This window comes from Nostoc sp. NMS7 (genome assembly GCF_017115085.1).
In the GTDB taxonomy this organism is placed as follows: Bacteria; Cyanobacteriota; Cyanobacteriia; order Cyanobacteriales; family Nostocaceae; genus Nostoc.
On sequence record NZ_JABXKJ010000164.1, the window covers coordinates 1 to 13,970 of the forward strand.

A 13,970-nucleotide genomic window follows, 5' to 3' on the forward strand; every position below is an offset into this window, starting at 1 on the left:
TGGGCATGGGGCATTGGGCATGGGGCATTGGGCATGGGGCATTGGGCATGGGGCAGCATGGGTTATTCCCCTTGTCTCCCTTGTCTCCCTCATCTCCCTCATCTCCCCCATCTCCCTCATCTCCCTCATCTCCCCCATCTCCCCCATCTCCCCCTAAACTCCCCACTACCAGACTTTGTAACCAAGTCGCTAACGTGGAGTGAGTCAATTCAAAATGTATCCAACCAGGGGGAACTATTTGGATGCTAAAAACGCCACCACAGATCCCTGATACATCTGAGGCGATCGCACTGGCAAGCTCCATAGCTTTTCGATTCTGAGATTTTGAAAGTCGCAGAGCCACACCTGAAATATACAAAACTCTACTATTATCTCTATCTTTATATAGATTCTTTTCTTCATCTTTTATGCTTATATCTTTTAATTTATAAGTATCAATACTTAGAACATTTATCAAGCAACTACATAGTAGCTGTTTTATTGACGTATATTTGCTATCTAGTAATTTATGATGCACGTAATTTTATTTAAATAATCATGTAAAATATATTTTTTAAATTTTTGTCATCTATCTTGCGGTATAAGTTAAATTTAGATGAAGAAAAATGAGAAGAGGATAAAATTTGATGAATAATCGATGAATAGTAAGTAAACTTTACTACCATCATTGTACAGTAGGAAGTATAACAAAAGAGTAGAGAGTAATTTGCTTTCTATTCTTTGTATGGCTGGCGCTGTTGGGCGTTAAGCCTGCCTCGCCAACACAAAGACACTCCTTGCACCTTTTTATTTACACGTCTTTGTTTTCAGCCGATCGCTCTTTGTTACCTATGCAATCTCAATCCTCCTTTTCTGAGGCATCACGGCCTTTTTTGACTTGGCAACGAATTCTTGACTGGGCTCAAGAACACTACCGCTGCCGCACCTTTAGTAAAGATGAACGCATTCCAGCCCGGCCTGGATTGCTATATTTGGTACAAAGGGGTGCGATCCGCATGGTAGGAACCGCACAAGTTAGTGCGACTGCTAGTCAGCTAACGTCTCGACGAATCAACAGAACCCCAGAAGAAGCGTTCTTGGGTTTTGTGGGAGCGGGACAGCCATTTGAAATTGTTGCTCAATCACCATTTACACTCCAGGCTTACGCCCATGTTGACCAAACTGCGGTGCTGTGGATGTATTGGCACGACCTAGACAATTGGCCTCACTTCCGTCGTGAAGTTATGGATGCCTTTAGGTATCAGCACCAGCGTAAGCTGCTGTGGCTGAGTGCCTTGGGACAACGCCGCACAATTGACCGACTCTTAGGATTTCTCACATTGTTGATTGAGGAATATGGAGAGCCAGCAATGAGCGACACTGATCCAGATGTGATTCGCGGTTATTGTCTGCCTTTTCCCCTCACCCATGCCCAAATTGGTAGCGCGATTGGTTCCACTCGTGTCACCGTCACCCGCTTGATGGGCAAGCTGCGTCAACGCGGCTTAATCCTCACCCAAGGGGATAATCTAATATGCTTGCCAGCAGAGTCGATTAATAGAGCTGGTTAAAGCACAGTTCAGAGCGGCGATTTTCGCCACTCTGGCTTGAGTGGATCGCAGTGTCAGCGAATTTTGACAAACCCAGCTTGGGTAATCAGTTCCTGTCCCTGCTGAGTTAGCAGTAAGTTGGCGTAAGCGACACCTGCTTGCTGCTCAGTCTGACCATTCTGTTTGACCACCACAAACAGATTGCGGGTAATCGGGTATTTTCCTGATTGGAAAGCCTCAATGTTCAACTTGTTCCGTTTACCAGGACATTCCGACGGGAGGACAGAAGGTTCTTGGTAAGGAGCAATATATGTCCCTTGCGTCCGCCCCAACAGCAAGGCTTTGATTGAGCATTGAGGAATCACCTCTGGGGCAGAAGCGTAATAGATACCACCAGGACTACCAGCTAATTTTTGCAAGGCTTGGGTGGTTGTGGAGACAAATTCCACATTGGGGCTGAAAGCTTGACCACCCAAGATGTCTTGGACAAAAAGCTCAACCGTACCGCCATCAGCAATACGGCGGGAATAGGGCTTAATCGGAATATTGGGGCCGCCCACCTGGCTCCAATTATTAACTTTGCCTGTGTAAATTGACTTTAACTGTTCTATGGTTAATCCTGGGATATTAATATTGGGGTTAACTGCGATCGCCAAACCATCAATTGCAACAGGAATTTGTTTTAAACTGAACCCACGCTGCTGGGCACGGCTTAATTCCTGATCTAGAACTGGTCGGGAGGACTGGGCAAAAGCTAATTGACCGTCTATCAGCGACTGGATACCAGTACCAGAACCAGGAGATGCATTGCTAGGTTCTACATAACGTAGGCGAAACTCTGGTCGCGCCGCTTGAATTGCTGGATCAACTACTAGTCGAATCGGTGCCCAAGATGTACTGCCTCCGTAATTAAATAATCCTGTAGGAACATCCTGTACTGAGGTGAAAGTCTTGCCACTAGGTTGTTCTGATGTGGCTTGGGGCGTTTTGGTCTTACCAGAATTAATTGTATTTAGCTCAAGACCAGACTTTCTGCTGAACCACCAAAAACCGCCAGCTACTAGCCCGACCGTGATTAGGATGGATAAGACAAGAATAGGTATTTCGTTTTTTTGGGACATAGTAAATTACCCGCGCGTCCATTCAATACAAGTGCTTGACTTGATAGGTGCTTGCTACTTGAGATTGTATTTGGAGAACGGGTGTTTTATTAACGAATTCTGACAGCATTGAAAAATAGTTGGTTTGAGTGTCTAGGGTGTTTTTGCCAGCACCATTGAAAGTTCAGGTTTGGACTCTTCAAGAATCCCTGTTCCTTTAGGGCTGGGAGTGTCAAAAATCCTCACTTCTGACTATTTTAAAAGCCAAGGTATATTAACAATTCAAAATTCAAAATTCAAAATTAAAGACATTTATTCTTGGTTGAAATTATTCGAGGAACGGGCTTAGAAGAAGTCCTCCTCGGAAATGGTTCGCATTTAATTCGCGATCGAGCTTGAGTAGTGAGCCTTTCCCCAGATGGCGATCAAAGATGTCGCCATAGTTACCTACAGATGTGAGAACTCGGCGTTGCCACTCTTTATCAAGACCGAGTTCGGGTGCAGAAATCGGTAGCGTCCCAGCACCGCCTGCATACCAGGGTGTTTCCGGTCTTTCGGCGTTGATCAATGTATCCACTGTCCACGCGACGATCGCCGACCACTGAGCGTCTTCGGTTCCGGTCGCAGCGATCACCGGAAAGGTTGTCAGCGACTCCGGGAGGATGCGGCTTGATAATCGGTTCACCCCAGAGTCGAGGCGGATATTTGCAAGGGTCGTGATTTCACCAGCGATCGCGTGGCAATTTTGCACATTGTATGTATCGATCATCTCCCCATCCTCAGAGAATGCCCGACGGAACCAATTCTTGTGGAGCGCACCGAAGTAAGCTGTGAGGCTCCGCTCGACCGAACTGCCAATCATGAAGCAGATGCTTTCTCCGGCCAGGTCGCTGACGTGGTGTACAGCCGAGGTGGACGCCACCATCACCACATGGGATTCTACGAAGACAGTAGGACCTGGCAGTAGTTTACCGGCCAGTTTCTGCTCGTTAATTTCCGATCCTGTGAGGAAGTATACGTCGTCCTGCTGGTTACGCACAGCGTCGAAGTCCTTCGGTGTCTCGTACTGATGATATTCGATGCGGTCAGAAGATCCCAGCACGGCGGCGGCGATCGCACGGCAGATATCAACGTTTAGACCACTCCAGCCACCTGACTCGGCTTCAGTTGCCAAACCTGTCCGCTCGACGCTGCCACAGCGAACCACATTGTGTTCCTTGACACGTTTGATCACCGAACCCGCCTGAGCGGGGGAAATCGAGCCGCAGATACCAAGTAGAGTCAGCAAGACTAACACAAAGCGCATGAATTCTCCTCAGGGAATGTCGAAAAACGGGGATACGAAGAGTGCTGAGTTCCGAGTACTGAGTGGAGAATCTCACTTCTTTACTCAGGACTCAGCACTCATGTCTTTAACCGAGTACCGTGGGTTTAAGTCCCCCGGTTCAATAACCGGTAAGTTTTGGGTCGGGGTCTGTCTTACAAAGTTGCTCCTCTTGGGGAGACCCCAAGACCGCACTTTGCGCTAAATCCCCGTCACAAAACTTAATTACGAATTATTTAAGGGTTAGCTGCTGGATAAGTGCTTGGTAGTGGGTTGAAGCCCTTGGGAATTTTATTGACTATCCCCTGGCGCTTGTCCTCCGGCGTGATTCCGATCGCTCGGCAGCCTTGCCCACCGTAGTGCGGTAGTGTGTTTACAACGCTATCTGGAATCTTCGCAAATGAGGCTGGCAGTGGGGGCGAGATGCCAAGCAGTCTCTTCGGATCGAAGCCCGAGAGCAGGCTGTCGGTGATCGGCGAATTGATGTCCCGTGGTCCGAGGTACTTTTGTTCAAATCCTGGCGGCCCGAACTTGTTGAACTCTGGGGAGTTACCAGCAGCAAGTGCCTGTGCCTCATCGGGGAGGCTGGCGAGGGCAGGCAAATTAAAGATCGTGTTAATCGTCTCGATCACCGAGTTGTGATCGCCCTCGACGTGGGAGACAGCGTGCGTCCGCGCGTAGGGTGAAATTAGGATTAACGGCACACGGACACCACGGGAGAGTGGCAACCCGTCAGGGCCATAGGACAAAATCCTTGGTGGCACATGGTCGTAGAAGCCATCGGACTCATCATAGGTAATGATAATAGCACTCTGCTGCCAAAGCTTTGGATTTGAGGCGATCGCATTGATCGCCCTGGCCGCCATCGCCTCGCTGAGTTGGCGATCGGTGTAGCCCGGATGGTCGTCATCGCCCGACTTTGCCGCATTAATCGCGGCAATCTCATCCGCAGGTGTATTGGGGTTCGTGATCGGTGGCTTCAAACCCTGCTGGTTCGTGTAGCCGCCACGGATGTAGAAGACACCGCCTTTGGGCAGGGTATCTTTGGCGATGTCGGTGAAGAAGTCACCAAGTCCGCGGAGGTTTTTGCTTACCTCCGGCGTGTTGGCGATATAGCCGAAATACTCTGCGCCGTTGTGATGAGTGACATAGGCATTGTGGGAAGCGATGCCGTTGGTATCCGTCGGTTCGAGATTGTAGCCTTCTTGGTACCAGCGCCAATTGACAGGCTCACTTCGGAGTTTCTGGATATAGGGGATATCCTGCTGGATATCGGCTAGATCGAATAAAGGATTCCTGTTGCCAGCTAAAACCGACCGAATATTGCGCCCCTGGAAGGTGAGCGGCAGACTGGCGAAGGTCAGGTTTGAGGAGATGTTGTTATCGGCGTAGCTCTCTTTCGTGCCAGCAGGCTGCTTGTTGTTCGTCGTTGTGTCGAACTGGGAACCATAGAATGGCTGTGGGTCGTTGACCAGGGGTACACCCTGCGTCGTCCCCGTGTGGCTACCCACGGTGTAAGATTTGCCGCTCGAACCGTGCTTCACCCACTGAGTTTCACCCGCCTGCCCTGCGATCATCGCCACTGCATTCGGGGTTGAGGGCGTGTCTTCGGTTGCAAAGATGTTGTCGAAGACCGTGAAGCGACTAGCCCACTTCCAGAAGAATGGAATGGTGTCGCAGTCGATGTGCGACATGACTAGACGCGCAAACTGCTTGCCCTCAGCAATATTGGCGGCTCCACCCTTGGACGCGAAGCGCGTGTACTCGTCGTAGACGAACTGATCCATCTGTGGCTTGCCGTCCACAACGTGCAGCTTGGTTGCCAGTCCGGTGTGCGAGTGGTCAACGCTGTCAACGACAGTAGCGTTCTGCTCAGACCCAATCCGAAATGGCTGAACCGTGACGGTCATGCCATTGGCATCGGTGTAGGTCTGGGTGAAGCCCGGCGTTTTCTTTGGGTCACGACGCTTTTGTCCATCTGAGTAGAGTCCGTTAACACCGGGCAACGTGCCATACTCGTTGTCGAAAGAGTGGTTCTCGTTAAAGATTACGAAGACGTACTTGATCCGATCCTGAAGCAGTTTTTTAAGCACCTTTGGCGGCAGCTTGGGTTCCTTGTGCGGATCATTCAAATATCGCGCTACATCTGGCGCTGCATTTGGCTGAGTTGTGACGGTTGAGTTTGCTTGCAATGCTTCGTGTGGAGAGGAATCCTCTGCGATCGCCGAGCCGAGAAACATCGACGGTAGTAGCAAGAATGTCAGAGCAAAATATAACTTTGTAAATCGTTTCAAAGCACATCTCCTTGGTAATTTTTATCCAGGTAATATCGCTATTTAGTATTCAGATACCGCAAGCATTTGATTAATTTAAAATAGGTATTTCGGTTAAGCTGTGCTTTATTGGTTCCGAAATTAATCAAAACTTAATCTCGTTGAGCAAAAGCAAAATTATGCCGCTATTTAAGCTTTTTGCTTTCTTTTAAGCCACAAACCGATAGTACCAACAACTACTATTCCACCAAAATTTCCAGGTTCAGGAACAGGCTCAGTTTTAGCGAAAGTAACGGCAGTAATGCCGGAGCTTTGCACACTTCCAAGGTCGCTGTTGTCCAAAAATTTTCCATCAGTGGTACTACCCAGACCTGTAAAATTCCTGTCAAAATACAGTTCAAAACTGTACAAGTTATTATTTTCTCCTCTCAATAAGCCTGCGTCTGCAAAAGCAAGTATGTTCTCTTGAATGTAAGCTGTATTGCCAGCCAAACTGTTGGATAATGTTCGCAAAACAGTATTGTCATTGACTAAGTTGATAGTCCAACTTGTCAAATCTACAAAAGAACTAGAAGCGGGTAATTGATCCACATCTACTGTGTAAGTTCCATTAAAAGAACCATTTGCTAAATTCACAGGTAGCCCTACTGAACTATCAAGAGGCGTAGGAGCAAAATTTCCCGAAATATTAAATGTTTTCAAATTGACAGCCTGAGCTGGATCTGTGCCAATAGCTGCTAGCATAGCGAAACCAAGCGCGACGTTAGCAGCTGCTTGCGATAACCTTCTTAAAGGTGTTGCACTCAGCATAAGTTTGCTCTTAATATTTTTTGCCCATAGTTTAGAGAAGTGCGCTTTTTGCACACCGAAAATAATGCCAAAGTGAAGAAACTGCTATGGGTAGGCTTGAAGGTATACAGCAGAATTCAGAATCCAGAATCCAGAAGTAAAACAGGGTTTATAAGCTAATCGGCATTGAAGTTGCATAATCAGGGCGGGCAAGACTTCGGCGTGAGCGCTCAGTCGAACGCTGCCCACCCCACAAGATATTGAGAAAATTTTAATATGCAAATTAGATGTGTTTTAGCTTACCTGGCTTTGGGACGAATCGTCGTGTACTTCACCTTCCTTGAAATCTGCTGTAAATAAAAATCCAGAAGTCATAAATGACTGCACCCATAATTTAATACAATTTTCATCGCAGCAAATTATTCTTGATTTTTGCCACAAGGGACAAGGTATTAAACCACTTGTCCATTAGCCGTCTGGGTTCGGCAGTTACTCACTTGGGAAAACCTCAAGATTGCACTACCTCAGCAGCTGCTAAAAATCCCCACTTCTGTATTTTGTTACCTGAAAATTAATGACAAGTTAAGGAAAAGCAAAGGTTATTAAATAGTCGTCTTTAATTTTGAATTTTGAATTGTTAACGCACTGGTTCAAAGTCATAATCAGCGCCGGCACGAGAACCAGGAACGATTTTTACAAGTTGGACTGGCGCATTGCGATCGCCTGATGCTAAAAACCGAATTGTACCAGAAGCGCCAGTGGCAGAAAAGTCAGAGGAAGTTAGTGCTTGTTGAACTCCAGATCGCGTGGGATTGCGTTCTAATGCCGCAATCAAAGCTACAGTGGCATCATCGCTGAGGGCGCTTCGCCAACTCACATCAGCGCCCCATAACTGCCGAGATTTCTGGGGAAAATCTGACTTGGGATCGCTATCAATATGCCAGGGAACTGCCAATACCATCCCCACAGCTTGTTCTCTGCCAATTTCTAAAGTTTTAGCGGTGTAAACATCATCTCCAGAGAGCAGAGTTAACTTTTTCTGGTTAATCTGAATTACTTGCAGCGCTTTATCCAGAGTTTCAGTGTTAGCAGCTAACATCAACACTTCTGCACCTTGTTTAGTTGCTTGTTCTATACTTTTAGCCGCACTAAAATCCACCTTGGATAAGTCAAATTCGCTGGATACCTGTCCACCCTCCAGCAAAACAGATGAAACAAACTCAGACTTTAAAGACTGGCTATAGTTACTCTGAGAATTAAAGAAAACTGCTGCATTTTTTTTCTGCAAGGTTTTCACCATATAGTTAGCCAAACTTCTAGCAGCGATAAAATCACTGGGAACCGTGCGAAAAACGTAGCGGCTAAAGTTAGAAATTTTTACAGATGTGCTGGTAGGGGAAATGGCTACAAGTTGTCCAGAAGTATAAATAGTACCTGCGGCTAAGGTGGAATCGCTAGTAATCGGCCCAACTACACCTAATACTTCTGAATTGCTGACTAGGCTGGAAGCGATTTGCTTGGCTATTTTTGGATCGTCGTTGTCGTTAGCTATCCCTACCTTCAACGGCACTCCTTTGATTCCTCCAGAGGTATTAATTTCATTTTGGGCTTGGGCGATACCACGTAAAACTTCTAAAGAAGTATTGGGGTCACTGCCTATTGGTACAGAAGCCACAATGGTGTAGCTCTTTGAAGATTTGATTCGGGCATTGTTAAGAAAGATCAATGCTTCTGGATCGTTACGGTTGAGTTTTAGGGCAGCTGTGAAATTGGCGATCGCCTGATCATAACTTTTAGCAGCGATCGCCTGTACTCCCGCTTTTTTAACTGAAGAAATGTCGCCAGGAGTCAAGGATTTTTCCCCAAAACTAATCTGGTCTTGTAAGGATGGATTGCTGCCTGTCTTCTGATTTGGAGTATTACCAGGTTTGAAACCAGAGTTGTTACTAAACCACCAAAAACCACCGCCAACTATTCCAACTGTCAGCAACAGAGCCAAGGCTAAAATTGTGGTTTCATTCTTTTGGGACATGAACAAATTTGAATAAAGTAAAAATGTTTATTATTTGTAGAACTTAGGTCTTGAGATAAAAAACGAACTACTCCAGAGGCAGAGAACACTGAGAAATAAGAGTTTAAGAGAGTTTTTGCGTAAGTCCTAATTTGATTATCTTGCTAAATCTAACCACTTTGATCATTTAAGTCTAACAAATCCAGCCTTTTCGATCAGTTCTTGACCTTGAGGTGTCAGCAGCCAATTTGCATAAGCTTCGCCAGCTTGCTGATCTGTTTGACCATTTTGTTTAACGATTACAAATAAATTGCGGGTAATTGCATAGTCTCCACTCCTAAATGCTTGACTATTCAACTGATTACGTTTATTAGGACATTCAGATGGAGGTATAAAGTGTTCTTGGTAGGGAGGCACAAATTGACCGCTTGTGCGCCCTAGTGGTATGGACTTAATCGTACACTGAGGTACAATCTCTGGGGCAGAAGCATAGTAAATTCCGCCAGGACTTGCAGCTACTTTTCGTACCGCTTCAGTGGTGGTGTTAATATAACTAACGTTTGCACCAAAATTCTCTTTATTTAAAACATTTTCGACAAAAAACTCTGCTGTACCCCCAGCTTCTTTGCTGCGAGAGTAGACTGTAATTGGTAAATTTGGGCCACCCACCTGTTGCCAATTAGTAATCTTGCCTGTGTAGATGTCTTTGAGTTGGGCGACAGTTAAACCAGGGATATTGAGACTCTGGTTAACTGCGATCGCAATACCATCAATTGCCACCGGAATTTCTTTTAGACTAAATTCTTTTTGTTTAGCTTCTGCATTTTCTTCAGCTTTAACTGAGCGAGAAGATTGAGAAAAAGCTAGTTGATTATCTATCAACATCCGAATCCCAGTTCCCGATCCTGGTTGACCTGACGGAGGTTGAGTGTAGCGTAAAATAAACCGAGGACACAGGCTTTGCAGAACCGAGTCTGCCTCTTTACGAATGGGTGCCCAGGTTGTGCTACCACCATAGTTGAATGTCCCCTCTGGGAGATTTGCCACGTTACATTTGTTGATAAACTGGTTTAGGGGATTACTTATGTTGCTTGTGTTGCCAGTCTCTGAAGGTTTAGGAATTCCATTTATTTGCGCCCACCGTTCCATAAAAAACCATAAGCCACCAAAGATGAAGCCAATGGTGATGACAGCGGCTAAGAAAAGGCTAAGTGTTTCGTTTTTCTGAGACATAGATGGCTGTTAGCACCAGAAGTTTTTTAAAGAAAGATAGATAATAATTTATAAATAAGTCGAAAGACGGCTGTTAATGAAATAGTTACTAAGCCTGCTGCAACTGCTAAAACAACTACAGCCTGAATGCCAATACCGCCTTGTAAAAAGGGGATAAAAAAAATAATCGCAAAAGTAATTGCCGGAATAATTAATAAATCGAACTTTTCAATCCACCGCCTGGTTTGGACAAATATCAGTATCCCCAAAATTACAGATGCAACAATGAAAGTAGCTATTGGTGATTTTACTAGACTGAAGAGGGCGATCGCGATCAATGCGCCCTCAAATCCACTAAATGCCGCCCCACCTAATAATTCCAGTGTAGAAAACGCTGGTTGAGTTGATGAACGCTGAGGGACGACGGGATTAGAACTTTTGCCTGGTTGTGGTTGCGGAAGTGTTACAGAAGGTGTTACAGAAGGCGAATTAAGTTGTGTAGGGGCTTGAGGCTGTGAGTTAAGTGCATCTAAAACCTCCTGGGCTGACTGGAAGCGCTGATTAGGAGCCGGTAGCAGCATCTTGTCTAAAATGTCAGCAAGGCGAGGGTTGACAGTCACTTGCGATCGCCATTTCCACTGGTTGCTATAAGCATCAAATAATTCAATTGCTTCCTGATTTGTCAACAAAGTAACAAGAGTTACAGCCAATGAGTATAAATCTGTAGATGGGAATACTTGACCCCTAGCCATCTGCTCAGGTGGTGCAAATCCCATAGAATAAATTCCTGTGGAAGAAGCCGCAGAACCAAGTGCAGCGTTTGTTACTTGTTTAACTGCACCAAAATCTAGTAAAAAAAGTTTACCATCACGACGACGCATGATGTTAGAAGGTTTGATGTCTCTGTGGATAATGCCTCGATTATGGACAAAGTTTAGCACCTTCAGGATTTCTTGCAGCACCTCCAACACTTGCTGCTCAGAAAATTTGCCATTTTGAATTAATTCTTCCTCTAAATTTTGCCCATCAATGTATTCTTGTGCCAAGTAAAAAAATTGGTCTTGCTGCCCTGCTTGCAAGCTATTAACTATCACTGGAAAGAAGGCAAACAAGTCAGGAATTTGCTCGTGATCGTTACCAAGTTGGGCTAAAACTTCTGCCTCTCTCTCGAACATCAGCTGTGCTTGTTGCAATTGAGTTGGGCTTAAATTCCCGGCTGGTTGAAACTGCTTAACTACGCATTGACGCATTCCAGGTATTCGGCGATCGCGTGCCAAAAAGGCTGCTCCAAACCCGCCCCTTCCCAGCAACTTCGTTGTCACGTATCGACCATCTAGCATCAGTGGCATACCGCAGGTGGTACAGTACTTCTGCTGCATTGTTCTCAGCGTCGTAGTATCATCTAAATCGACAAAATAGTTTTTTGGGCGTGGGCAATAGGGACGAGTGCAGTAAACTTCCATTTTCGTGATTATTTAAAATAATTCGTAATTGATAATTCGTAATTAGTTCATTCAGGTTACATAGAAACTAAATTTTTTTATCAGGAACAGGAAACTTTTTTAGTGATGTCTAACCTCTGGCTTCCCTACAGCACTCTGCATGAACAGCGATGGGTTAATAATTACGAATTACGAATTACGTAGCTTGCTTCTCGCGTTTGGCGAGTATTACGAATTATTTAGTCATTGGTCGTTTACCAAAAAACAAAAGACAAATGACCTGATTTTAGCCTTCGCCGGATGAGATGGGCGTTGCTCCATCCAAGGTACTTACCACGATGCTTTTTTGTGCCAATATTAACACATCTTGATTCCATCCAGGGTTAGCAAATTCGGGCAAAATTTCCCGGCTAAAAGCTTCTGCGGCCTTGGATCTATACCGATTAGGATTAAAAATCAGCCACAGTGTCCGTTTGACGACAACGCCTTCGATGTTGGCACAGTGCAGAACGCCCATTTGTAACTCTTTAGCGATCGCACTAGTTGAGACAAAGGCAGCCCCCAGACCAGATTGCACAGCATTCTTAATTGCTTCAATGGAATTTAGTTCCATTTCAACCTTAAAACGTCTGGTATCAATCTCACAGCGTGATAGCACTTGGTCAATTACTTTGCGAATAGTCGATTGGGAATCTAGGGCAATGAATTGTAATTTATATAGGTCTTCTTTGTGGATTTTTTCCAGTTTCGCAAAGGGATGAAAGACAGGTAAAATCAGCGCTAGTTCGTCTTCAGCGTAAGGAATAACTTCTAAAGATTCTGATAGTTCACCCGGAATTTCACCGCCGATAATTGCCAGATCAACTTGTCCGTTAGCGACACTCCAAGCAGTGCGTCGAGTAGAGTGGACGTGTAATTGCACTGCCACATCGGGATATTTTTGTCGGAACATCCCGATCATTCTGGGCAAAAGATAAGTGCCGGTGGTTTGAGAAGCACCGACAATCAAAGTACCGCCTTGGAGATTTTGTAAATCCTCGATCGCGCGGCAGGTTTCTTGACACAGACTGAGGATTTTTTCCCCGTAGCTGAGGAGTAAATGCCCTGCTTCAGTTAATTGGGCGCGTCGTCCTCCCCGATCGAATAAGGGGACATCTAGCTGCCGTTCGAGATTTTGAACTTGCAAACTCACGGCAGGTTGGGAGACGTAAAGACTATCAGCGGCACGCTTGAAGCTTCCTTCTTGAGCGATCGCTTTCAGAATACGTAATTGATCTAAAGTGAAAGGAAGGTCAGACATAAGGCTCAAACCACAAACTTTAAAAGGAGCGGATGCATACAACAAATCAGCTTGGGCAACAATCAGCCAGTGATGATTTGTTGCATATTAAACTTGAAGGCTTGACTCGAAAAAGACAGTGGCACAACATCTTGACTAAAGTCTCCTTTGGAATACTCTGTGGTATTGGTTGTACTGAGTTCGATTTTCTTTAAATTATTTCACCCGTGTAATATGCTGCTGATTTCTTGGTTGACACCTAGTCATTTTGTCATACTGGCGTTACAAATAGTTTTTGTGATCGCTCACAGTGGAGGCGCTGCTTTACGCCCTTGGGCAGAAAAATACATCGGACCAAGGCTTTATCGCATTCTGTTTGCATTAGTTAGCCTCCCGTTGGCTGTAATCTTAATTATTTACTTTTTTGGACACCGTTATGATGGTTTGCAACTTTGGCAGGTACAAGGAGTGCCAGGAGTGCAAGAATTTGTTTGGGTGCTATCAGCGATCTCGTTTTTGTTTTTATATCCTGCTACCTTCAATCTACTAGAAGTTGCTGCTATTCAAAAGCCCCAAGTTCATCTTTACGAAACAGGAATTATTCGGATTACCCGTCATCCCCAGATGGTGGGACAAATAATTTGGTGTGTTGCCCATACTCTGTGGCTAGGTACTACCTTTACTATTGTGACTTCCATTGGGTTGGTGTTGCATCACTTGTTTGGGGTTTGGCACGGGGATCGGCGTTTAAGCGATCGCTATGGCGAAGCTTTTGAAATTGCCAAACAACGGACTTCAATTATTCCCTTCAAAGCAATTATCGATGGACGTCAATCTCTCAAATGGCATGAATTTCTTCGCCCTGCCTATTTGGGAGTTGCGATTGTTATCGCTTTATTTTGGTGGTCGCACCCACTCTTGCTGGAAGCAACTAGTAGGATAAAATGGGAAATCTAGGCGATCCCCAATGTCAGCATAAAATCACAAATAAATGAGAATTTCAGCTGATCA

The 13,970-nt window shown here is 45.4% G+C and carries 12 protein-coding genes and 1 pseudogene; 4 read left to right on the top strand and 9 right to left on the bottom strand.

Annotated features, from left to right (window positions below; translation table 11 throughout):
- A pseudogene (locus tag HWQ38_RS17135) lies at nucleotides 1-304 on the bottom strand (glutamate acetyltransferase); the annotation flags it as partial.
- Nucleotides 305-830: 526 nt separating this feature from the next.
- On the opposite strand from HWQ38_RS17135, the gene HWQ38_RS17140 reads away from it, so the two are divergent.
- A complete protein-coding gene (locus HWQ38_RS17140; RefSeq protein WP_292795523.1) occupies nucleotides 831-1,550 on the top strand; it encodes a Crp/Fnr family transcriptional regulator in 720 nt (239 codons plus the stop codon).
- A gap of 53 nt (nucleotides 1,551-1,603) precedes the next feature.
- Here HWQ38_RS17140 and HWQ38_RS17145 read toward each other — a convergent pair whose 3' ends face one another.
- Nucleotides 1,604-2,650, bottom strand: a complete 1,047-nt coding sequence (locus tag HWQ38_RS17145) for a PstS family phosphate ABC transporter substrate-binding protein (RefSeq protein ID WP_292795526.1) — start codon at nucleotides 2,648-2,650, stop codon at nucleotides 1,604-1,606.
- A gap of 307 nt (nucleotides 2,651-2,957) precedes the next feature.
- Nucleotides 2,958-3,398, bottom strand: a complete 441-nt coding sequence (locus tag HWQ38_RS17150) for a hypothetical protein (RefSeq protein ID WP_292795529.1) — start codon at nucleotides 3,396-3,398, stop codon at nucleotides 2,958-2,960.
- A gap of 310 nt (nucleotides 3,399-3,708) precedes the next feature.
- Between HWQ38_RS17150 and HWQ38_RS17155 the strand changes: the two genes are divergently transcribed.
- A complete protein-coding gene (locus HWQ38_RS17155; RefSeq protein WP_292795532.1) occupies nucleotides 3,709-3,876 on the top strand; it encodes a hypothetical protein in 168 nt (55 codons plus the stop codon).
- 313 nt (nucleotides 3,877-4,189) lie between these two features.
- Here the strand turns inward: HWQ38_RS17155 and HWQ38_RS17160 are convergent, their stop codons facing one another.
- The 6 genes from HWQ38_RS17160 to HWQ38_RS17185 form a co-directional block, all read right to left on the bottom strand.
- Complete coding sequence (locus tag HWQ38_RS17160) at nucleotides 4,190-6,247, bottom strand: alkaline phosphatase family protein (protein ID WP_292795534.1); 2,058 nt, start codon at nucleotides 6,245-6,247, stop codon at nucleotides 4,190-4,192.
- Nucleotides 6,248-6,415: 168 nt separating this feature from the next.
- Nucleotides 6,416-7,036: a PEP-CTERM sorting domain-containing protein gene (locus tag HWQ38_RS17165; RefSeq protein ID WP_292795536.1), complete on the bottom strand. Its 621-nt coding sequence runs from the start codon at nucleotides 7,034-7,036 to the stop codon at nucleotides 6,416-6,418.
- Between the two features lie 616 nt (nucleotides 7,037-7,652).
- Nucleotides 7,653-9,047: an ABC transporter substrate-binding protein gene (locus tag HWQ38_RS17170; protein WP_292795538.1), complete on the bottom strand. Its 1,395-nt coding sequence runs from the start codon at nucleotides 9,045-9,047 to the stop codon at nucleotides 7,653-7,655.
- Between the two features lie 162 nt (nucleotides 9,048-9,209).
- Nucleotides 9,210-10,259, bottom strand: a complete 1,050-nt coding sequence (locus tag HWQ38_RS17175) for a phosphate ABC transporter substrate-binding protein (protein ID WP_292795540.1) — start codon at nucleotides 10,257-10,259, stop codon at nucleotides 9,210-9,212.
- A 26-nt stretch (nucleotides 10,260-10,285) separates the two neighbouring features.
- The gene (locus tag HWQ38_RS17180; protein ID WP_292795542.1) at nucleotides 10,286-11,701 is read right to left on the bottom strand and encodes a serine/threonine-protein kinase; all 1,416 of its coding nucleotides are present in this window, start codon (nucleotides 11,699-11,701) and stop codon (nucleotides 10,286-10,288) included.
- Nucleotides 11,702-11,966: 265 nt separating this feature from the next.
- Nucleotides 11,967-12,980 carry a LysR family transcriptional regulator gene (locus HWQ38_RS17185; RefSeq protein WP_292795544.1) on the bottom strand — a complete coding sequence of 338 codons (1,014 nt, stop codon included), beginning with the start codon at nucleotides 12,978-12,980 and terminating at the stop codon, nucleotides 11,967-11,969.
- 32 nt (nucleotides 12,981-13,012) lie between these two features.
- Between HWQ38_RS17185 and HWQ38_RS17190 the strand changes: the two genes are divergently transcribed.
- Entirely contained in the window at nucleotides 13,013-13,174 is a 162-nt protein-coding gene (locus HWQ38_RS17190; RefSeq protein WP_292795546.1) for a hypothetical protein, read from the top strand.
- A 19-nt stretch (nucleotides 13,175-13,193) separates the two neighbouring features.
- Nucleotides 13,194-13,916 carry an NnrU family protein gene (locus tag HWQ38_RS17195; RefSeq protein ID WP_292795548.1) on the top strand — a complete coding sequence of 241 codons (723 nt, stop codon included), beginning with the start codon at nucleotides 13,194-13,196 and terminating at the stop codon, nucleotides 13,914-13,916.
- The last annotated feature ends 54 nt before the right edge of the window (nucleotides 13,917-13,970 follow it).

Coding starts and splice junctions, on each gene's coding strand:
- HWQ38_RS17150 (WP_292795529.1), bottom strand. CDS start 3,398: ATGATCGATACATACAATGTGCAAAATTGCCACGCGATCGCTGGTGAA.
- HWQ38_RS17185 (WP_292795544.1), bottom strand. CDS start 12,980: ATGTCTGACCTTCCTTTCACTTTAGATCAATTACGTATTCTGAAAGCG.
- HWQ38_RS17140 (WP_292795523.1), top strand. CDS start 831: ATGCAATCTCAATCCTCCTTTTCTGAGGCATCACGGCCTTTTTTGACT.
- HWQ38_RS17195 (WP_292795548.1), top strand. CDS start 13,194: ATGCTGCTGATTTCTTGGTTGACACCTAGTCATTTTGTCATACTGGCG.
- HWQ38_RS17145 (WP_292795526.1), bottom strand. CDS start 2,650: ATGTCCCAAAAAAACGAAATACCTATTCTTGTCTTATCCATCCTAATC.
- HWQ38_RS17170 (WP_292795538.1), bottom strand. CDS start 9,047: ATGTCCCAAAAGAATGAAACCACAATTTTAGCCTTGGCTCTGTTGCTG.
- HWQ38_RS17155 (WP_292795532.1), top strand. CDS start 3,709: ATGCGGTCAGAAGATCCCAGCACGGCGGCGGCGATCGCACGGCAGATA.
- HWQ38_RS17175 (WP_292795540.1), bottom strand. CDS start 10,259: ATGTCTCAGAAAAACGAAACACTTAGCCTTTTCTTAGCCGCTGTCATC.
- HWQ38_RS17190 (WP_292795546.1), top strand. CDS start 13,013: ATGCATACAACAAATCAGCTTGGGCAACAATCAGCCAGTGATGATTTG.
- HWQ38_RS17180 (WP_292795542.1), bottom strand. CDS start 11,701: ATGGAAGTTTACTGCACTCGTCCCTATTGCCCACGCCCAAAAAACTAT.
- HWQ38_RS17165 (WP_292795536.1), bottom strand. CDS start 7,036: ATGCTGAGTGCAACACCTTTAAGAAGGTTATCGCAAGCAGCTGCTAAC.